Origin of the sequence: Aquimarina litoralis (genome assembly GCF_039523995.1) — a bacterium.
Taxonomy (GTDB): domain Bacteria; phylum Bacteroidota; class Bacteroidia; order Flavobacteriales; family Flavobacteriaceae; genus Aquimarina; species Aquimarina litoralis.
In genome coordinates, this window is record NZ_BAAAGE010000002.1 from 54,219 (window position 1) to 74,968 (window position 20,750).

Consider the following 20,750-nt stretch of genomic DNA (forward strand, 5'->3'; position numbering starts at 1 on the left):
ATGGATAAAACGGCAGACTCAGTTTGGAATAATTGTTTGTTATATATAGAGGACAAAATTACTCCACAAGCTTTTGAAACCTGGTTTGAACCTATTAAAGCTGTAAAACTTACTGATAGTGCTTTGAGCATCCAGGTACCTAGCAAGTTTTTTTACGAGTGGCTCGAAGAACATTATGTAGAACTTTTACGATTATCTTTGACTAGGGAATTAGGCGAACATTCTAAGTTAGTATATATTATTAAAATGGAGAATGTATTTGGAAAAAAAAAAGCGTTTTATGAGAAAATACCAAGTACTTCTCGTAAAACTATAAGTTCTCAAGAAGTAGATATTCCTATTAGAAGTAAAAACCCCGAACTTAAAAATCCATTTGTGATTCCAGGGATTAGAAGTTTAAAAATAGAATCTCAATTAAACCCTAATTATAATTTTGATAACTTTATAGAAGGGGATTCGAACCGTTTAGCAAGATCTGCTGGTATGGCAGTAGCTAACAAACCTGGAGAAACGTCTTTTAATCCTTTGTTAATTTTTGGAGGAGTAGGGCTAGGTAAGACACACTTGGCACATGCAATAGGTGTAAACATAAAAAACAATTATCCTGAAAAAACAGTTTTATATATTTCGGCAGAAAAATTTACACGAGAATATATTAACTCTATTAAGAATAAAGGGAGAGAAGATTTTATTCAATTGTACAAAATTCTTGATTTGTTAATTGTAGATGATGTCCAATTATTATTAGGAAAAAAAGATACACAGGATGTGTTTTTCTATATTATTAATTATTTAAGAAAAGAAGGTAAGCAGGTAATATTAACTTGTAACAAAGTTCCACTGAATTTATATGGAATAGATGAGGGTTTGAGTTCCGAAATTAAAAAAGGATTGTCTGCCGAGCTTCATCAACCAGATTATGAGACCAAAATATCTATTATCAAAAATAAACTTTATAGAGATGGCATAGAAATGCCAGAAGATGTTGTGGAGTTTTTGGCAAATAATATTAAAACTAACATAAATGTGTTGGAAGGAGCTCTGATCTCAATCATAGCACATTCTTCATTTAAAAAAGAGGATGTGACTATTGACCTTGCTAGGAAAATTATTCATAATTATTTTTTAAATAACAAAAAGAGTTATAGAGATAAAATTAAAATTCATGACCTTTTAAGAAATGCATTCATTAAATATTTAATAAGTTTTGACGAGTATGTTAAAGATACTAAGGGGATTCAAATAGAGTTTCAAATAAATAAAATATCTGAAGGTTTAGAGTTGGAAATTTTGGTTGATAAAGATGTGAATATTGAAGATATTCGGCTATATATTAATGAATATGTCAATTTGGTTCACAATTTAAACCTGTCTTTAAGAGATAAAGTAATTGTTGAAGAATTAACCAAGGAAATAGAGTTTTTAGAAATCAAATATAAAGCCCAAATTCAACAGTTTAAAACAAACCTTGATTTCGCTAATTATAAAATTAAATACTTAGAAGAAGATATTTCGAAGTTTCGTAATTTGTTTTTAAATAGGGAAAAAGAACCAATAAGGGTTAATTTAAATATAAATCAAAACCAAGAACAATCTCAACTTCAATATCAGTCTCAAGTTTTAGAATTTTCAAAAGAAGAGATCATTCATTTTCAAGATGCATTTGATTTTATTGTAAATAATTTAAGAAATACAGAACTATTTGACGATGCTGAGAAGCTTCAGGAAGACTTGGATGCTGTTAATCAAGAAAATATTGAATATTTGAAAAAAGGCGGTTTTAAAATTCGTTTTAGACGTTTTTTTGATAAAATTAAAGCTGGAATAGATGGGGTTAATTGGACAAGAAAAACAGCGGAAACTTTTATAAAAGGAAAAGAATCTCTACAAAAACTTGCAGAATATCTAGGGATTGAAATAAAAGATGTTATTAATCTTATAGAAGAAGTAATAAAATAATAGCGTAACGAACACCATAACAATGAATATAGAACAACAAATCAATCAGTTAAGAGAAGAATTAAGACAACATAATTATAGCTATTATGTCTTAGATGCAGCTACTATAAGTGATTATGAGTTCGATATGAAACTTAAAGAACTTCAAGCTTTAGAAGAAAAACACCCTGAGTTTTATGATCCTAATTCACCAACTTTGAGAGTAGGAGGGCAGGTTACTAAAAATTTTAATACAGTAGTTCATGAGCAACGAATGTACTCGTTGGATAATTCTTACTCTAAAGAAGATTTGTTGGATTGGGAAACTAGAATAAAGAAATTGGTTGATGGCGATGTAAGTTATACTTGCGAGCTTAAATATGACGGTGCTTCCATTAGTCTTACGTACGAAAATGGAGAATTATTACGTGCAGTAACTAGAGGTGATGGAATCCAGGGCGATGATGTTACGACCAATGTAAAAACAATTAAGTCTGTACCTTTAAAATTAAAAGGAGATTATCCCGCAAAGTTTGATATCCGAGGAGAAATTGTATTGCCTTATGAAGGCTTTGCTAAAATGAATCAGGAGCGAATAGCAGCAGGAGAAGAACCTTATGCAAATCCAAGAAATACTGCTTCTGGAAGTTTGAAGCTTCAGGATAGTAGTGAAACTGCAAAAAGACCATTAGATTGTTTGTTGTATAATTTGGCCGGAGATCGATTAGGTATTTTTTCACAATATGAAAGTTTAGAAAAAGCTAGAGAATGGGGATTTAAAGTTCCAGAAGAATCACGTTTAGTGCATTCTATAGATGAAGTGTTGGAGTTTGTGAATATTTGGGATGAAAGAAGAAGAGATTTACCTTATGAAACAGATGGTGTTGTTATAAAAGTAAATGATTTACAACAACAAGAAGAGCTTGGTTTTACTTCAAAAGCTCCGAGATGGGCAATGGCTTATAAATTTAAGGCAGAGCAAGCGATTACCAAGCTAAAGAAAATCACTTATCAAGTAGGGCGCACAGGAGCAATAACACCAGTTGCTAATTTAGAGCCTGTTCAGTTGGCAGGTACTACAGTAAAAAGAGCTTCATTGCATAACGCAGATCAAATTCAAAAGCTTGATATCCGAGAGAATGATACGGTTTTTGTAGAAAAAGGAGGCGAGATCATTCCAAAAATTGTGAGTGTAGATTTCACAAAAAGAGATCAAGACTCTATGCCCACTGTGTATATTTCTTCTTGTCCAGAATGTGGTACAGAATTAATAAGAAAAGAGGGAGAAGCACAGCATTATTGCCCGAATGTAGACGGATGTCCACCGCAGATTGTGGGTAGAATACAGCATTACATATCTCGTAAAGCACTGGATATAGAAGGTCTTGGAGGAGAAACCGTAGCGTTATTGGTAAATGAAGGCTTAATTAAAGATTATGCAGACTTGTATATGCTTAAAAAAGAACAAGTTATTCCACTGGAGCGTATGGCAGAAAAAAGTGCGGATAATCTCATCGAAGGAATTGCTAAATCTAAAGAGATTCCTTTCGAAAGAGTTTTGTTTGGTTTAGGAATTAGATATGTAGGAGAGACTGTAGCTAAAAAATTAGCAAAACATTACAAGACAATCGAAGCGATAATGCAAGCTTCAGAAGAGGATTTAGTAAGTGTTGATGAGATTGGAATCAAAATAGCGCAAAGTGTTAAAGAGTTTTTCAACGCAGAATCAAATAAAACACTTATTACAAGACTGTTGGATTATGGCGTGCAATTGCAGATTTCAGCGGAGAAATTAGCTAATCAAAAGGATACATTAAATGGCCAAACGTTTGTTGTTTCGGGAGTTTTTGAGAAGGTTTCTCGTAATGAGTTAAAGAAGCTTATTGAAGATAATGGAGGGAAAGTTTCTAGTTCAATTTCTTCTAAAACATCTTACGTAGTAGCTGGAGCTAATATGGGACCGAGTAAGTTGGAAAAAGCAAATAAGCTAGGGATAGCTATTATAACCGAAGATGATTTCCTAAATTTATTGGAATAAATAGAGTATTGTAATTGAATTTTGAATCATATGAGCATAATGGATTTCGTATGAATTCTAAATAAAGTAATTATTACTACGTGAAAATAAGAACACTTATTAAAATATTGTTATTACTAACTGGAAGTTTATGTGTTCTTAGTACAATCTTGCAGAATTCTACTTTGGAGTTGTACGTAAAACCAATGACCGTTCCCTTGTTTTTTATGTTATATTGGTTTAATGTAAAAAAGGTTGATTCGCTATTTGCGGTTGTTTTACTCCTCTGTTTTTTGGGTGATATTTTTTTACTTACAGGGATAGAAGATGGGTTTAGATATGTTTTGTTAAGCTATACCTTATGTTACTTTATCTTATTCTATTTTCTATATCGAAATCATAAAAAACTAGATTACAATAATATAGATATTGTATATCTGACAGGTTTTTTAGTTTTGTGGACGGTAATTGTCTATGAGATTTATGCTGTTACGAATCAGAATGTGGGTGCCATAAGACCATTTGGTATTATCTATATAATCATTCTTTATCTGCTTTTAATAGGTGCTGTCTTTCAGTATGTAAATATTAGGTCTCCTAGATCTCTTTGGTTTGTAATCGCGATACTTAATTTTGTAATTAGTGATGCTTGTTTTGCGTTAGACCGATTTTATGTTCCTTCATTAGAATTAAAAATTATTAATTCCATCTACCAATTGTTAGCAGTATACTTTCTGGTGAAATTTAAAATTTCAAGTCCTGACTCTCTTAAAATAAAAAATTAATTGAAGTTTAATTTCTGTGTTAGGTATTTGGTTGAAATTTAGTATCTTAACCAAAGGAAAAATTGTTAACGGAGTAAGAAGTGAAGAATATTTGCACTTTTTTACATTAAATCATAATGGATGGAGGAAAACTACTAAGATTTTTAATTTCTTATTTGATTGTTTTACAGGTAATAGGTTTTGTGTTTCAGTTTCCGCTGTTATACACTTTTAGCAAACCTTTGCTGTTTATGATTATTTTGATATTTTATTTTTGGAGTAGTAAAAAAAGTAAACTACTTAATTTTATTGTTCTTTCAATATTTTTTTTCGCAGAATTAATAGGATTATTAAGTAATCAAATAACAATTAGAGATGTTATGTTCATCAGAATTATTGGATATCTGATATTGTTTTATTTTTTGTATTACAATCATAAATCTTTTAAATACAATCAAAGAGATGTTTTTACTTTGGTATTAGGTAGCTCCTTATATACGGCTATATTTTTTATGACTTATTATGTGCTTAGAGAACCTATGGGAAGTCTAAGTTTAATAGGTTTTCTTCATCTGTTGTTGCTATATGTTTTGCTGATTGTAGCTGCAATGCACTACATTAATATTAGATCTGAAAAGTCATTATGGTTTTTTTTAACCATGTTGAATTTTTCCTTTAGTGATTTTATCTTACTTATAGATCATTTTTATTTGGAATCCAATGAGCTAAAAGTGATTCGTATAATATGTGAATCATTAGCCCTAGTGTTTTTGGTAAACTATATGATTACAAAATATAAGTATCTTAAATCAGAGGAGTTTGAAGGATTTTGAAATATAAATTAAAGTAATTTTGGATAGAACTAAACTTCCATACTGGCTATTGTATATCTCTGGGGTTTTACTTCTAATAACAGCCATTTTTAACGAAAATTGGTTAGTTTATACTAAAACTTTAGTGGTTTTTTCCGTGTTTTTTATCTATATAACGAAGGTGGGTAAAATACAGTACTTAGTTATTTTGGGGTTGTTGTTCGTTTTGATTTCAGAAATTTTAGCGGTCATAGATTTTAAAAATTACTTTAGGATAATTAATATATTGATGTCTTTGTATTATTGTTTTAATATATTACTTCTAGGTAAAAGCTTGAAAAGAATTAAAATACAATTTAAAAAGATCTTCACAGTTCAGTTATTAATTACCATGGGATTGATAACTTATGTTATTTATTCTGTAGCTGATATGATTTCAGGGAGTATATCGCAGGATCAATTGTATCTCAATGTTTTTATTGTTTTATTTATATTATTCATAGGGCTTTGTTATTATATTTATTTGAATAGCAGAACAATAATTAGTTATTCGCTTATGGTGGCTGCCTCAAGTTTTCTGATTGTGAATATTATTACGGTATTAAATAAGTTATATATTCATTTAGATGTATTTGTTATTCTGAGCAATGTTCTGCAAGTTTTTGGTCACTACTTTTTAATTAAATTTTTTATTGAACAAAATGACCTGAAACCTAATACTGTTGAGTTTTTTTGATACCATAATTGAAATGATTATTTTGAAAGCGTAATTAAAGTTACCAAGATTGAGTTAGGTGGAGAAGAATAGTAGATTAGCATATTTATTTTTTGGTTTTTCCTTTATTGTGGTTGTGTTTACTGCAGTGCTTTGTGAAAATATACATTTGGTATATGTTAAACCATTAATTCCAGTAGCGCTTATTTTTATATCCATCTCGGATAAAAAATCTATTTGGTTTTGTTATTCGTTAAGTATGTTAATACTTATGGTTAGTGATACTTTGATTTATTTGGATTTTTATAAGTATTTTAATCATGTAGCGTTTACGATAATTTTATTCTATCTGGTGAATATTTTTTTATTAAGGAAATATATAGCTTTAAAGGATATCAAAATTACTAGGTTCACATCATTGCCTATAATTATAAGTTTTTTTCTAGTTGCGTATTTGGTTTTTTCTGTTTCTCAAATGGTATTACCAACGCTTATAAATGTTGTTTTTTCATTCTTTGCAATAATGTTTATACTCTTTGTATTTGTAGGAGCATGTTTTGTGATTTATCTCGTGGATAAATATGAAGGTAATTTTAAGCTATTTGTCTCTGCTAGCTGTTGTCTTTTTGTAAATGCTTTGGTTTTAATCAATCATTTTTATTACTACAGTAAGGTTTTTACTGTTTTGGCAAATGTTGCGGAGATTATCGGCTTATATTGTTTCTTGAAATTTCTTATGGATGTAAAGCTGAAAGAGAATAATGAAGTAAGCCATAGATATCTTTAATCTGATCGATATAATCTACATCAAACAGATTAAATTTATTTGTTATATATATAACTTTTTGTGTTAAATATTATTTAGTTTTTAATTTATATTAGGCTTTGTAGTGTTATTTAAAATTGAAAATACCTACATTTGCTATTTAATCTTTAATTGTAAATGATTTTAAAAGGTCTAAAGCGAAATGCTTTAAAAAAGAGTGTTGAATCTCATATTAAATCAAGAAAATCAAGAGCTAAAGAGGTTTCTAATATTAGAAATTTAGCAGTTTTGATTGATGCTTCGCAATCTGTTAATATTTTGTCGGTGGTTAAGTTGGCAAATGAACTAGGTGTGAAGTCTGATAACTTGAAAGTAATGGGGTATAAGGAAGACCAGAAAGAAATTTCAGATGATAAAGATGCCGATTATTACAACGATAAAAGTTTTGGTGTTGGTGGTTCTGTAAAGAGTAATTCTTTAAATGATTTTATAAAAAAGGATTATGATATTTTAATCAATTTTTACTCCGAAAGTAAATTGGAGTTAGATTATGTTGCTGCCGCTTCCAAAGCAAAGTTTAAAGTTGGTTTTGCAGAGATTGATAATAGAATTAATGATCTCGTAATAGGTTCTGCAGATCAAGATACCAACCTTTTTATTTCCGAATTAAAAAAATATTTAAAAATTTTACAGATAATATAATATGAGTGCTTTTCTGAAAGGAACTGGTGTTGCATTAGCAACGCCTTTTAATAGTAATGGTTCAATTGATTATAAAGGAGTAGAATCATTAGTAGAATATTGTATAAATGGTGGTGTAGAATACATGGTTGTCCTTGGAACTACAGCAGAGTCAGTTACACTTTCAAAGGAAGAAAAAAAGGAGTTAGTACAGTATATTGTAAAAATAAATAACAAAAGATTACCTTTAGTTATAGGTATTGGTGGTAATAATACCGCCGCGATTCTAGAAGAAATGAAAGATACGGATACTTCAGATTTTGATGCTATCTTATCAGTTGTACCAATGTATAACAAACCAAGTCAAGAAGGAATTTATCAGCATTACAAAATGATAAATGATCAGTCTCCGTTACCTGTGTTGTTATATAATGTCCCTTCACGTACGGGAACAAATATGAGTGCAGAAACAACATTAAGATTATCCAAATTAGATAAAATTGTTGGAATTAAAGAAGCGACAGATGATTTTACACAAGTACTTAGAATTTTAAAAGATAAGCCTAAAGATTTCTTAGTGATTTCTGGAGATGATGCGCTAGCACTTCCTTTGGTAGCAGCTGGTGGTGATGGGGTAATTAGTGTAATTGGTCAAGGATTTCCAGAAGAATTTTCCAACATGATTAGGTTAGGACTTTCTGGTGATACTAAAGAAGGATTTGAAATTTTGTATAAATTGTTACCTGTTTTAGATTATGCTTTTGAAGAAGGTAATCCAGCTGGGATAAAGAATATTTTAAAGAAAAAAGGTGTTTGTGATGATTATTTACGATTACCTTTAGTGCCTGTATCAAACGATTTAGCTGATAAAATAGGAGAGTTCGTAAAAAGTAATTAACAAGCTTTTATGGCAAAAAAAATAAAAGATCCAGGGATTGGTTTATCATCAGATAAATTAGCGAAACGATTTATCAGTTCTGATGGTTCTTTTAATATAAAACATATCAATAGGCGTACTTCAATTTCAAGGAGTTACGATTATTTGATTAGTATCAGCTGGTTAAAGTTTTTTTGCTGGGTATTTCTTGGGTATGTTTTTGTAAATTCAGTTTTTGCCATAATCTATGTATCTATAGGTATTTCTGCAATTACAGTTCCGACAGGTAGTTTATTTGGTGATTTTCTAAAAGCATTCTTTTTTTCTGCTCAAACAGTAACTACCGTAGGGTATGGAGCAATGGCTCCGAAGGGAGTTGTTTTTGGGGTAATTTCTTCTATCGAAGCATTGGTAGGTCTTTTAAGCTTTTCTTTTATTACAGGATTGTTATACGGAAGATTTTCTAAACCAAAATCGAGTATAAAATTTAGCAAAAAAATGGTGCTCAGAGAACATAATGGAAATGATTGTATTATGTTCCGGTTAATGAGCCGAAGTACCAATGTAATGATACGTCCAAAAGCTGAAGTTACCTTAGCGCTGTCTCAACAAACAGAAGGTGCTAAATATGTAAATAATTTTTACAATCTTAAGTTAGAGAGAAGTCAAATTACTTATTTGCCGACTACCTGGACCATTGTCCATCCAATTACAGAAACCAGTCCATTGGCAGAGTTTAAGCGCGAAGACTTTTCTAAATTACACGGAGAAGTCCTGATCTTGATAAGTTATTATGATGAGTCTTTTACTCAAGAAGTACATCAGGTGCACTCTTATGTTCTTAATGATATAAAAATTGATGAAGCTTTCGTTCCTGCATTTCATTATGATGATGAAGGGTTTACAGTACTGGACCATGATAAAATAAGTGAAACCAAAGTGTATAATTCAGAGAAATAGAGCGGCTGTTTTTTTATGTTACATTTTTGCAACAATGACCTCTTCTTTTAGTTATTTAATAGATCAATTAAAGTTTTTGTAATACGGTAGAAATATCTATTTTTGCCAGATGTTTTTTAAGATATGAAGAAATTATTGTTTTTGTTAACCTTGGTATTGGTATTAGGTTCTTGTAGCGAGTATCAAAAAGTACTTAAAGAAGAAGAAGTAGGGCCTAAATATAAGTTAGCAGAAGAATTGTATAAAGAAGGAAAGTATAAAAAAGCTTTACGTCTCTTTGAGCAAATCGTGCCGCAGTTTCGTGGAAAGCCTCAGGCAGAAAGGGTAATGTATTATTACTCTGACACGTACTACAATTTGGAGGATTATTACCTTGCTGGATATCAGTTTGAAAGATTTGCTAAATCATATCCGAATAGTGAGAAAAGGGAAGAAGCTGCCTATAAAGGAGCGAAAAGTTACTATTACTTATCTCCTAGATATAGTTTGGATCAAGAAGAAACTGATGAAGCGATTCAAAAGCTTCAAGCCTATATTAATGCATATCCAGATAGTGAAAATCTGGAAGAAGCCAATAAATTGGTTGCAGAATTAAGAAACAAAAAAGAAAAAAAGGCTTTCGAAATAGCAAAACAATATCATCATAGAGAGAATTATAAAGTGGCTATAAAAGCTTTTGATAACTATTTAATAGATTATCCGGGTTCTTCTTTTAGAGAAAAAGCATTATATTACAAACTAGAATCACAATATTTATTAGCTATCGGTAGCTACGAAGTTTTTGTTAAAGAACGTTTAGAAACTGCCGAAAGTTTTTATAATAATTACAAAAAGTATTACAAAGAAGGTGAGTTTACTGCCGATGCTGAAGAAATTTCAGAAGATATTAAGACACGTTTAGAAAAATATAAATAGAAAATTAGGAGAAGATGGATTTGAAAAAAAGTAATGCGCCTGTAAATACCACTACTATCGATAAGAATTTAGTAGACCAACCAACAGGTAATATATACGAAGCAATCTCTGTGATATCTAAAAGAGCAAACCAGATTAATACAGATATTAAAAAGGAGCTTTTAGAAAAACTAGATGAGTTTGCTACCTATAATGATAGTTTAGAAGAAATCTTTGAGAATAAAGAACAAATAGAAGTTTCTAAATTCTACGAAAGACTACCAAAACCTCATTCACTAGCAGCACAGGAGTGGTTAGAAGGTAAAATTTACTTCAGAAATACAAAAACAGATTCTGAATCTTTATAAATAATTTATGGCATCAATATTAGGCGGTAAAAAAATTCTTTTAGGTGTTACCGCTGGTATCGCTGCGTATAAAACAGCTTCCTTAGTGCGCTTGTTTATTAAATCGGGCGCACAGGTTAAGGTAGTTATGACTCCTGCAGCAAAGGATTTTGTAACTCCACTTACACTTTCTACATTATCGAAAAATCCAGTAAATTCTTCTTTTTATGATGAGGAAGATGAAAACGCCGAATGGAATAATCACGTAGAGCTTGGATTATGGGCAGATCTTATGATCATAGCACCCGCTACAGCTAATACCTTGTCTAAAATGTCCACAGGTAATAGTGATAATCTTCTGTTAGCTACATATTTGTCTGCAAAATGTCCTGTATATTTTGCTCCAGCTATGGATTTGGATATGTATAATCATCCTTCTACTCACGAAACTTTCAAAAAACTGCAAGAGTTTGGTAATATTATGATTCCTGCCGAATCTGGAGAACTAGCAAGCGGCCTTGTAGGACAGGGAAGGATGGCGGAACCTGAAAATATTGTCAGTTTTATCGAAGCTGATATCTTAGAAAAATTACCACTTAAAGGACAAAAGGTTTTAATTACTGCAGGTCCGACGTATGAAGCAATAGATCCAGTACGTTTTATAGGGAATCATTCTACAGGAAGAATGGGAATCGAACTGGCTTCTCAGGCAGCATCACTTGGTGCGGAAGTAACGTTGGTTTTGGGTCCTTCTTCTTTAACAGTAGATCATGGATTAATTAATGTAGTTCCTGTAGTAAATGCTGAATCGATGTATGAGGCGGTTGAAAAGGAATTTGAGAGTTGTGATATAGCTATAGCTTCTGCTGCTGTAGCTGATTATAGACCTAAAAATGTTTCCGATCAAAAAATTAAAAAATCCGACAGTAGCTTTGCAATCGAATTAGAACGTACTACAGATATCCTTAAATGGATGGGATCGGTAAAGAAAGAACAGTTTTTAGTTGGTTTTGCTTTAGAAACTCAAAATGAGGAGGAGAATGCGAAAGCAAAATTGAAAAAGAAGAATTTGGACTTAATAGTTTTAAATTCTTTAAATGATAAGGGAGCTGGCTTTAAAGGGAAGACTAATAAAGTGACGCTTATTAATCATAAAATGGAAATTAAAGCGTTTGATTTAAAGACCAAAGCTGAAGTTGCACAGGATATTTTTAACGAAATCAATACACAACGTAATGCGTAATTTTTTTCTTCTTACACTACTTTTATCTTGCATTTTAGTAAATGCTCAAGAGTTTAATGCTACCGTTGTAGTAAATGCTGAACAGACTGGAAATCCAAACTTGCAAGTTTTTAAAACCTTGGAGAGGTCTGTGGCAGAATTTATAAATAATACAAAGTGGACTGAAACGGATTATAGAAATGAAGAAAGAATTGATTGTAGTTTTTTTATAACCATTACGGGGAACGATAATGATAGTTTCAATGCTACCTTGCAGGTTCAAGCTTCTAGACCTGTATATGGATCTAATTATAAAACTACCATTCTTAATATAAATGACAAACAGTTTAATTTTAGGTATTTAGAGTTTCAGCCATTAAATTACAATCCTAATAATTTCGAATCTAATCTAATATCAGTAGTTGCTTTTTATCTATATACGATTTTAGGTGTTGATGCGGATTCTTTTGAATTAAATTCAGGTACAAATTATTTTCAGGAGGCAAAAAATATTGTGGGTAATGCACAAGGCAGTAATACTTTGGGATGGAATGGACAAGACGGGCCACAAACCAGATTTAGATTAAATGATGATTTATTGTCTGGTACCTTTGATGGATACAGAACCGCATTGTATACTTATCATAGAGAAGGTCTTGATATTATGAATAATGACCTGAAAAAAGGAAAGGAATCTATTTTAGAGTCTATGAAAACTTTAGAAGGTTTGCATAGAACCCGACCAAACTCATATATCATGAGGGTTTTCTTTGATGCAAAAGCAGATGAAGTAGCTAAAATTCTTTCAGGTGGACCAGCGCTAAACGTTGCAGAAACTATTTCTATTTTAGGAAGAATAGCCCCAACATACGCTACCAATTGGGCTGAGATAAAGTTATAAGTTTTTCTCTTTTGTCATTGAAATCTTTTTAAAACTATAGTATCTTTACTTCCTTTAATAAATCACAAAATAGTATTATCCTTTGCTTAGAAGTCTTTCAATAAAAAACTTCGCTTTAATAGAACAGTTACAAGTTTCATTTGATACTGGTTTGACAACCATAACCGGAGAAACTGGTGCTGGTAAATCTTTGTTATTAGGAGCTTTAGGTCTCTTGCTTGGTAAACGTGCAGATCTGTCTAGTATAAAAGATAGCGCCAATAAATGTACTATAGAAGGTGTTTTTGATATAGAAAAGTATGATTTAGCTTCTCTTTTCGAAGAAGAAGATTTGGATTATGAAATCGAAACAATAATCAGAAGAGAAATATTACCATCAGGTAAATCCAGAGCTTTTATTAATGATACTCCAGTAACGCTAAGTTCGTTGAACAAGTTAGGACTTCGATTGATTGATATTCATAGTCAACATCAGACATTAGAAGTAACGACAAATGACTTTCAATTTGAAGTACTCGATGCATTGTCAGATGCAGGAAGAGAAATAGAATCTTATAAAAGGGGATTGTCTCTCCTAAAAATAAAAGAAAAAGAGCAAAGAACATTGCTAGAAAGTCAGCATGAGTTAACGAGGGAACATGATTATAATTCTTTTTTGCTAAACGAGTTGGTAGAAGCAAAGCTGCAATCTGGAGAATTAGCACAATTAGAAGAACGTCATGAAACGTTGATTAATATTGAAGAAATACAAGAACGATTATCTAACGCTGTGTCTTTGGTTTCTTCTGAGGAAATCGGGATTTCAGATCTTTTGAACACCGTAAAAAATAATCTTTCTAAAATCGCATCGTATTCAAGTAGTCTAAAAGAATTATCTGATAGAGTTGAAAGTGTATCTATAGAGCTGGAGGATGTAAATGATTCATTGCAAAATGAATTAGAAAAACTGGATGCCGATCCAGAACAATTAGAAGAAGTTAGTAATCGATTACAGATTATACATAACCTTCAGACAAAGCATACAGTTTCTTCGATAGAAGAGTTACTAACGATCCAAGAAGAATTACAAGAAAAAGTTTCTAAAACCGAATCACTTTCTGATGATATAGAGGGTATCCAAAAAGAAATAGGAACTATTAAAAAGCAGTTGGATGAGGTTGCAGAGAGGATACATGTAAAAAGAACGAAAGCACTACCAAAATTAGTGACTGAGCTGGAAGGTATTTTAAAAGGTTTAGGAATGCCTAATGCAACTTTCAAAACGTCTTTATCGCTACAAGAGAAATATCTTTCTAATGGGAAAGAAGCATTGGAGTTTTTGTTTTCTGCTAATAAAGGAGGTACTTATGGAGAGCTGAAGAAAGTAGCATCAGGAGGAGAATTATCCAGGATTATGTTAGGTATTAAAGTTATTCTTTCTAGATATACTCAATTGCCCACAATAATTTTTGATGAAATTGATACGGGTGTTTCTGGAGAAATAGCTCATAAAATGGCTGATTTGATGATGGTGATGAGTAAGAATCTTCAGGTTTTTAGTATCACGCATTTACCACAAATAGCTGCTAACGGTAATAAACAGTATAAAGTTTTTAAAGAGGATGTAAATAATGTTACCGTAACAAGATTGAAATTGTTAAGCGAAGAGGATAGAATACGAGAAATTGCTGAAATGATAGGAGGTAAGCAAGTTTCTGATTCTGCTTTAACACACGCAAAATCATTATTACATAATTAATACGAAAATAGGTAGAGTGTCATTTTGATTACAGTCGTTTTGTTATCTTTACCACTCATAAATCATTTTATAATTTAGGATTAAATGTCATACAATTTATTAAAAGGCAAAAAAGGAATTATATTCGGTGCATTGGATGAGAATTCAATCGCTTGGAAGACAGCAGAACGTGTTTATGAAGAAGGAGGGAGTTTTGTGCTTACTAATGCTCCAGTTGCTATGAGAATGGGCGCAATTAAGCAATTAGCAGAAAAAACAAATTCTGAGATTATACCTGCAGACGCTACTTCCATAGAAGATTTAGAAAATTTAGTGGAGAAATCAATGGAGATTTTAGGCGGAAAGCTAGATTTTGTTTTACACTCAATTGGAATGTCCGTAAATGTTAGAAAGGGACGTCATTATACAGATTTAAATTATGATTGGAGTGGAAAAGGATGGGATGTATCTGCCTTATCTTTTCATAAAACCATGCAGACGCTTTACAAAAAAGAAGCAATGAATGAATGGGGAAGTATTGTGGCATTAACCTATATGGCGGCACAACGTGTTTTTCCTGATTATAATGATATGGCTGATAATAAAGCATATCTAGAATCGATCGCAAGAAGTTTTGGATATTTCTTCGGAAGAGATAAAAAAGTAAGAGTAAATACTATTTCGCAATCTCCAACTCCTACAACAGCAGGTAAAGGAGTAAAAGGGTTTGATGGATTTATAGAGTATGCTGATAAGATGTCACCGTTAGGGAATGCATCTGCTGATGACTGTGCAGATTATACCATTACCTTATTTTCTGATCTTACCAAAAAAGTAACACTACAAAATCTATATCACGATGGAGGTTTCTCTAATATGGGGGTAAGCCAAATGGTGATGGAGAAATTTGTAGATGAAGAATAAAACTATCATCTAATCCATGATGGATTATGAAAGCTTAATTCGACTAGAATTAAGCTTTTTTAGTTTTGAACCACAACCTAAACGTATCAAACAAACCTATTTATTTACCTTTGTCTAATGAGTGTTTCTTTTTCTTTCATCATACCTGTATTTAATAGGCCCAATGAAATAGATGAATTATTGGATAGCATGACAATGTTAGATTATTCGAAATCTTATGAAATTGTTATTGTAGAAGATGGTTCATCAGAAACTTCTGAAAATGTTATAGCATCATACACGGATAAATTACAGATAAGTTATTATCAAAAACCAAATACTGGCCCCGGTGATTCTAGAAATTTTGGGATGCAAAAGGCAAAAGGGAACTATTTCCTGATATTAGATAGTGATGTTATTTTACCAGCTGACTATTTAAAGAAAGTAGATGAATTTCTTTCTCACAAATTTGTCCATTGTTTTGGAGGACCTGATGATGCTCATAAAGATTTCTCGGATCTTCAGAAGGCTATCAGCTTTAGCATGACTTCATACCTTACTACTGGTGGAATACGAGGAAGAAAGAAAAATGTAGGTAAGTTTCAGCCTAGGAGCTTTAATATGGGAATCTCCAAAGAGGCATTTGAGTCTTCAAAAGGTTTTGGAAATATTCATCCAGGAGAAGATCCTGATCTTACCATTAGATTGTGGAAGTTGGGGTATGAAACCGCTTTGATTCCAGAAGCAAAAGTATTTCACAAAAGAAGAATTTCTTGGAATAAATTTTATATTCAAGTTAATAAATTTGGGAAAGTTCGTCCTATTCTTAATTTATGGCATCCCGAAACAGCTAAAATTACCTATTGGTTTCCGACCTTATTTTTGGGCTACACGATATTCTCTTTGTTGTCTTTATTAGTAGGGTATTGGTATTTTATAGCTTTATTGGGAGTGTATTTTGGGATCATTTTGATCAATGCGACCCTAAGTTATAGAAGCTTTTCTATTGGAATACAAGCAGTAATAGCAGTATTTGTTCAGTTTTATGGGTATGGAAAAGGATTCCTAAAATCTTATTATTATATTCATCTATTGAAAAAGAATCCAGAGCAAAAGTTTAAAAAGCTGTTTTTTTCAAAGTAACAAAATATGTCCAAAAATAAATTAAGTCGATTTTCTTTAAAAAGAAATAATGTAAAAACATTTCTTTTCTTTTTGGTTTTTACTTCTATTCTTTGGTTGTTTATACAGTTTTCTAAAAATTATACAGAAGAAGTAGAAGTTGATATTCAATATATAAATCTTCCTAAAGACAGAATTTTACATGAAGGAAGTGATCAGGCATTAAAATTAACGCTTAATGGCAATGGATTTAGACTGATCAATCATACTTGGAGCAAGCCTAAACTACAACTTGATATTTCAAAAGCGATTGAAACCTCTGAAAATGAATATTATTTTTATGTAAACAAAGCCGATCAATCATTAAAGGAAAAATTAAATTTTAAAGGAAGGATTCTTTCTTCGGAAAAGGATACATTGCGAATCAAGCTAGATGTAAATTTAGAAAAAAAGATTCCAGTAAAGGTGTCTAAAGAATTACAGTATGCAGCAGGTTACGGAAGTGATAAAGGTGTGGTTCTTATGCCGGATTCGGTAAAAATAAATGGCCCAAAAAATACTATTGATACCATAAGTTATGTTACTACGGAAGACCTAAAGTTAGAAGGGTTAAATACAGATTATAAAACCACTTTGGCAATAAAAACAGACAGTCTACCATCGAGAGTTGTAGTTATTCCAGATGAAGTGGAGGCAAGTATTGGTGTAAGTAAGTTTACCGAAGGTAGTCAGGAAATCCCGATTACTCTGATGAATGTACCTGAAGGAAAAGAAATTAAAATTTTTCCAAAAGAAGTTAAAGTAGTATACCGGGTAGGACTCGACAAGTATAACGAGATTAGCTTAAGGGATTTTAAAGTACTCGCAGATTACAATAAAGTATCTGCTGACAGCCCTTTTCTAATTTTGGAATTGGTAGATATGCCAGAATCCATACATGACGTAAGATTACAAGATAAACAAGTGCAATTTGTAATTCTTAATTAGTACATAGCACATTTTGTATTTTCTGAATATACATTGATGAAACATAAAAAAGTAAAGGTAGTCGGATTAACAGGTGGTATTGGTAGTGGCAAGTCGACAGTTGCAAAAATGTTTACTAAACTTGAAGTTCCAATCTATATAGCAGATGATGAAGCGAAAAAATTGATGCATGAGGATGTAGAAGTCAAAAATCAGATTATAGCACTATTAGGAGAAGATGCATATTTGAATGATCAATTGAATAGAACTTATATAGCTGATATTGTTTTTAATGATAAAAAATTATTAGAAAAATTGAATGCTATCGTACATCCTGCAGTTGCAAATCATTTTTTATCTTGGAAAAATAAGCAGAAATCAAATTATGTGATTAAAGAAGCAGCTATTCTATTTGAGAATGGTGGTTATAAGAAATGTGATTTTACAATTCTGGTTACAGCTCCAGAAGAAATAAGAATAAATCGAGTAATAAAACGAGATCGTACGACGAAATCCAAGGTTCTAGAGAGACTAAAAAATCAATGGGCAGATACTGAGAAGATTCCGTTAGCAGATTTTGTAATAAAAAATACAGATTTAGAGAAAACTTGGCTTCAAGTTAATAAAATCCATAATAAACTCATTCTATAATTGGGTAATTTTCACAATCTTTCATTTTGTTAACATTTGGTTAAACCCTAAAGTAGCTAAATGTTAAAGTCTTACTTTTGACCTATGAATAAAAGGTTATTCGCATTGCTGATCCTCTTAATGAGTTTATCATTAATCGGGATTATTTTTGTTCAGGGATATTGGATTCAGAATACGGTAGAGAACAATAGAGAACAGTTCTCTTTCAATGCAAAGCAAATTTTAATATCTGTTTCCAATAAAATTGAATATAGGGAATTCGAAGAAATGTACTATCCACTACAAGAGATTTTGGATAGTATAAAACAACCTGATAGCAAAACAATACAGCAGCTCTTAGACATAGGTTTTGATAAAGGATCATTCGCTTTTGGCGATGGTGTGCTGGAAGAAGATTCTAAGTTGTTTTCTTCCTTTATAGATTTTAATATTGATACCGTAAGGTTGAAGGATATTTTAAATCGAAATGCGGAAATCATCGATGATAAGAAAAAAGCTTATCAAACGAAGCAAAGATCCAAATCAAAACTAGATAGGCTAAGTACGCTTACTGATTTGCAAAGAAGAGATTATGAAATTGTAATAGATCAGCTGGCTAATTTTATTCCGATTCATAGGAGAGTAAAGAAGGAAGAGGTAGAAAGATTGCTCAAAAAAGAGTTAGCTGAGAGAGATATGAAAGTTGATTTTGAGTATGCTATATATAGTAATGCATTGGCTACTCGAGTACGTTCTGAAGATTTTAGTGCCACAGAAAGTGATGGAAATACGTTTGCCGTGCCTCTTTTTGTAAATAATGAGGATGGTTCTAGCTTGTATCAGTTATATGTAAACTTTACAGGTAAGAATAGATACATTTTATCGACAATAAAGGGAATGGCAATTTTGTCGATTATTTTTACGTTGGTAATTGTAGTTGCTTATTCGAGTGCATTGTCACAACTGTTACAGCAACGTCAGATATCGCAAATAAAAACGGATTTCATTAATAATATGACTCATGAGCTTAAAACACCAATTGCTACAATAAATTTGGCACTTGATGCTATTAAGAATCCGAAAATTTCGGATGATCCGGAAAAGCGAAAGCGTTATATGAGCATGATTAGAGAGGAAAACAAAAGGATGCTTACGCAAGTAGAGAATGTTTTAAGAATCTCTCAATTAGAGAAAAATGAATTAAACATTAAGAAAGAAAGGCTAGAGCTACATGATATTATAGAAGATGCTATAACTCATGTTTCTTTAATAGTGGAAAATAGAGAAGGGTATATAAAAACGCATCTAGGAGCGTTAAAATCTTCTATTTTGGCTAATGATAGCCATATGACGAATGTGGTGGTTAACATGTTAGATAATGCAATCAAATACTCAGAAGGAGCACCAAAGATTGATATCTACACAGAAAATATAAAAAATAGTATTGTCCTTAAAATACGTGATCAGGGAGTAGGAATGAGTAAAGTGGCGCAGAAGAAAATCTTCGAAAAGTTCTTTAGAGAGCATACAGGAGATTTACACAACGTGAAAGGACATGGACTTGGATTAACTTACGTAAAACGAATAATAGATGACCATCATGGTCAAATTTGGGTGGAGAGCGAAAGGGGAAAAGGCTCCACATTTATAACTAAATTACCGTTAATATCTTAAATTATGGAAACAGAAAACAAAAAGATTTTGCTTGTAGAAGATGATCCAAACTTTGGTACCGTACTAAAGGATTATCTTGTTATGAACGATTATGATGTTGTACATGCTAAAAATGGTATGGAAGGCTTCGAAAAATTTAAAAAGGATGACTATGATATGTGTATCCTTGATGTAATGATGCCTTATAAGGACGGATTTACTTTGGCAAAAGAGATAAGAGATAAGAATGAAGAAGTTCCTATTATCTTCTTAACAGCGAAAGCAATGAAAGAGGATGTTCTTAAGGGATACAAAGTAGGAGCAGACGATTATCTTAATAAGCCTTTTGATAGCGAAGTGCTTTTAATGAAAATACAAGCTATAATGCAACGTAAAACGACTGAGTCTGTTGCAGATAGTAAGCAATTTGAATTTAAAATCGGTGGTTTCCACTTAAATTCGAAATTAAGATTTTTAACTTTTAGAGAAGAAGATCCGATAAAGTTATCCCCTAAAGAAAATGAATTATTACGATTGTTAGCGTTACATCTAAATGACTTAATGCCTAGAGAATTGGCATTAACTAAAATATGGAGAGATGATAATTACTTTACTTCTCGAAGTATGGATGTATATATCGCTAAACTTAGAAAATACCTAAAGAAAGACGAAAACGTGGAAATTTTAAATATTCATGGAGAAGGATTTAGGTTAGTAGTTCGTAGTGATGAATCATAAAAACCGATCTTAATAACGGTAATAAAATTATTATCTATATACTAAAACCGCTTTAGATCCTACTCTAAAGCGGTTTTTATATATATCTACATGGAATAAGAAGTAATATTTAGAATAAACGAATGGT

Annotated in this window: 17 protein-coding genes and 1 pseudogene; all 18 read left to right on the forward strand. The window is 31.6% G+C overall.

Annotation, left to right across the window (positions count from 1 at the left end; genetic code table 11):
• Window positions 1-1,416, forward strand: a pseudogene (gene dnaA, locus ABD077_RS09170) (chromosomal replication initiator protein DnaA); the annotation flags it as partial.
• Window positions 1,417-1,981: 565 nt separating this feature from the next.
• Window positions 1,982-3,976 (forward strand): NAD-dependent DNA ligase LigA, encoded by a 1,995-nt coding sequence (gene ligA, locus ABD077_RS09175; RefSeq protein WP_343912028.1) that lies wholly within the window; start codon window positions 1,982-1,984, stop codon window positions 3,974-3,976.
• Window positions 3,977-4,056: 80 nt separating this feature from the next.
• On the forward strand, window positions 4,057-4,740 hold the full coding sequence (locus tag ABD077_RS09180; RefSeq protein ID WP_343912029.1) for a lysoplasmalogenase family protein: 684 nt from the start codon (window positions 4,057-4,059) through the stop codon (window positions 4,738-4,740).
• A gap of 230 nt (window positions 4,741-4,970) precedes the next feature.
• Window positions 4,971-5,552 (forward strand): hypothetical protein, encoded by a 582-nt coding sequence (locus tag ABD077_RS09185; RefSeq protein ID WP_343912030.1) that lies wholly within the window; start codon window positions 4,971-4,973, stop codon window positions 5,550-5,552.
• A gap of 1,637 nt (window positions 5,553-7,189) precedes the next feature.
• Window positions 7,190-7,714 (forward strand): DUF6913 domain-containing protein, encoded by a 525-nt coding sequence (locus ABD077_RS09190; RefSeq protein ID WP_299902224.1) that lies wholly within the window; start codon window positions 7,190-7,192, stop codon window positions 7,712-7,714.
• A 1-nt stretch (window position 7,715) separates the two neighbouring features.
• Window positions 7,716-8,591 carry a 4-hydroxy-tetrahydrodipicolinate synthase gene (gene dapA / locus ABD077_RS09195; RefSeq protein WP_343912031.1) on the forward strand — a complete coding sequence of 292 codons (876 nt, stop codon included), beginning with the start codon at window positions 7,716-7,718 and terminating at the stop codon, window positions 8,589-8,591.
• A 9-nt stretch (window positions 8,592-8,600) separates the two neighbouring features.
• On the forward strand, window positions 8,601-9,530 hold the full coding sequence (locus ABD077_RS09200) for an ion channel (protein WP_343912032.1): 930 nt from the start codon (window positions 8,601-8,603) through the stop codon (window positions 9,528-9,530).
• Window positions 9,531-9,653: 123 nt separating this feature from the next.
• Window positions 9,654-10,445, forward strand: coding sequence for an outer membrane protein assembly factor BamD (locus tag ABD077_RS09205; RefSeq protein WP_343912033.1), 792 nt, complete (start codon window positions 9,654-9,656; stop codon window positions 10,443-10,445).
• 14 nt (window positions 10,446-10,459) lie between these two features.
• Window positions 10,460-10,792, forward strand: a complete 333-nt coding sequence (locus tag ABD077_RS09210; protein ID WP_299602446.1) for a DNA-directed RNA polymerase subunit omega — start codon at window positions 10,460-10,462, stop codon at window positions 10,790-10,792.
• 7 nt (window positions 10,793-10,799) lie between these two features.
• Window positions 10,800-12,014, forward strand: a complete 1,215-nt coding sequence (gene coaBC, locus ABD077_RS09215) for a bifunctional phosphopantothenoylcysteine decarboxylase/phosphopantothenate--cysteine ligase CoaBC (protein ID WP_343912034.1) — start codon at window positions 10,800-10,802, stop codon at window positions 12,012-12,014.
• Window positions 12,007-12,894, forward strand: coding sequence for a type IX secretion system protein PorD (gene porD / locus ABD077_RS09220; protein ID WP_343912035.1), 888 nt, complete (start codon window positions 12,007-12,009; stop codon window positions 12,892-12,894). Before coaBC ends, porD begins: the two co-directional genes overlap by 8 nt.
• Before the next feature lie 82 nt (window positions 12,895-12,976).
• On the forward strand, window positions 12,977-14,632 hold the full coding sequence (recN, locus tag ABD077_RS09225) for a DNA repair protein RecN (RefSeq protein ID WP_343912036.1): 1,656 nt from the start codon (window positions 12,977-12,979) through the stop codon (window positions 14,630-14,632).
• Between the two features lie 84 nt (window positions 14,633-14,716).
• A complete protein-coding gene (locus tag ABD077_RS09230; RefSeq protein ID WP_299602437.1) occupies window positions 14,717-15,535 on the forward strand; it encodes an enoyl-ACP reductase FabI in 819 nt (272 codons plus the stop codon).
• 117 nt (window positions 15,536-15,652) lie between these two features.
• The gene (locus ABD077_RS09235) at window positions 15,653-16,657 is read left to right on the forward strand and encodes a glycosyltransferase family 2 protein (RefSeq protein WP_343912037.1); all 1,005 of its coding nucleotides are present in this window, start codon (window positions 15,653-15,655) and stop codon (window positions 16,655-16,657) included.
• A 6-nt stretch (window positions 16,658-16,663) separates the two neighbouring features.
• Window positions 16,664-17,623: a CdaR family protein gene (locus ABD077_RS09240; RefSeq protein WP_343912038.1), complete on the forward strand. Its 960-nt coding sequence runs from the start codon at window positions 16,664-16,666 to the stop codon at window positions 17,621-17,623.
• Between the two features lie 36 nt (window positions 17,624-17,659).
• Window positions 17,660-18,253, forward strand: a complete 594-nt coding sequence (coaE, locus tag ABD077_RS09245) for a dephospho-CoA kinase (protein ID WP_343912039.1) — start codon at window positions 17,660-17,662, stop codon at window positions 18,251-18,253.
• A gap of 84 nt (window positions 18,254-18,337) precedes the next feature.
• Window positions 18,338-19,906 (forward strand): sensor histidine kinase, encoded by a 1,569-nt coding sequence (locus ABD077_RS09250; RefSeq protein ID WP_299602430.1) that lies wholly within the window; start codon window positions 18,338-18,340, stop codon window positions 19,904-19,906.
• Window positions 19,907-19,909: 3 nt separating this feature from the next.
• Window positions 19,910-20,623 carry a response regulator transcription factor gene (locus ABD077_RS09255; protein WP_299602427.1) on the forward strand — a complete coding sequence of 238 codons (714 nt, stop codon included), beginning with the start codon at window positions 19,910-19,912 and terminating at the stop codon, window positions 20,621-20,623.
• Window positions 20,624-20,750: the final 127 nt, after the last annotated feature.

Bases quoted from the DNA above. Each gene is read 5' to 3' on its own strand.
- ligA (WP_343912028.1), top strand. From the start codon at position 1,982: ATGAATATAGAACAACAAATCAATCAGTTAAGAGAAGAATTAAGACAA.
- ABD077_RS09185 (WP_343912030.1), top strand. From the start codon at position 4,971: ATGATTATTTTGATATTTTATTTTTGGAGTAGTAAAAAAAGTAAACTA.
- ABD077_RS09190 (WP_299902224.1), top strand. From the start codon at position 7,190: ATGATTTTAAAAGGTCTAAAGCGAAATGCTTTAAAAAAGAGTGTTGAA.
- dapA (WP_343912031.1), top strand. From the start codon at position 7,716: ATGAGTGCTTTTCTGAAAGGAACTGGTGTTGCATTAGCAACGCCTTTT.
- ABD077_RS09200 (WP_343912032.1), top strand. From the start codon at position 8,601: ATGGCAAAAAAAATAAAAGATCCAGGGATTGGTTTATCATCAGATAAA.
- ABD077_RS09205 (WP_343912033.1), top strand. From the start codon at position 9,654: ATGAAGAAATTATTGTTTTTGTTAACCTTGGTATTGGTATTAGGTTCT.
- ABD077_RS09210 (WP_299602446.1), top strand. From the start codon at position 10,460: ATGGATTTGAAAAAAAGTAATGCGCCTGTAAATACCACTACTATCGAT.
- coaBC (WP_343912034.1), top strand. From the start codon at position 10,800: ATGGCATCAATATTAGGCGGTAAAAAAATTCTTTTAGGTGTTACCGCT.
- porD (WP_343912035.1), top strand. From the start codon at position 12,007: ATGCGTAATTTTTTTCTTCTTACACTACTTTTATCTTGCATTTTAGTA.
- ABD077_RS09230 (WP_299602437.1), top strand. From the start codon at position 14,717: ATGTCATACAATTTATTAAAAGGCAAAAAAGGAATTATATTCGGTGCA.
- ABD077_RS09235 (WP_343912037.1), top strand. From the start codon at position 15,653: ATGAGTGTTTCTTTTTCTTTCATCATACCTGTATTTAATAGGCCCAAT.
- ABD077_RS09240 (WP_343912038.1), top strand. From the start codon at position 16,664: ATGTCCAAAAATAAATTAAGTCGATTTTCTTTAAAAAGAAATAATGTA.
- coaE (WP_343912039.1), top strand. From the start codon at position 17,660: ATGAAACATAAAAAAGTAAAGGTAGTCGGATTAACAGGTGGTATTGGT.
- ABD077_RS09250 (WP_299602430.1), top strand. From the start codon at position 18,338: ATGAATAAAAGGTTATTCGCATTGCTGATCCTCTTAATGAGTTTATCA.
- ABD077_RS09255 (WP_299602427.1), top strand. From the start codon at position 19,910: ATGGAAACAGAAAACAAAAAGATTTTGCTTGTAGAAGATGATCCAAAC.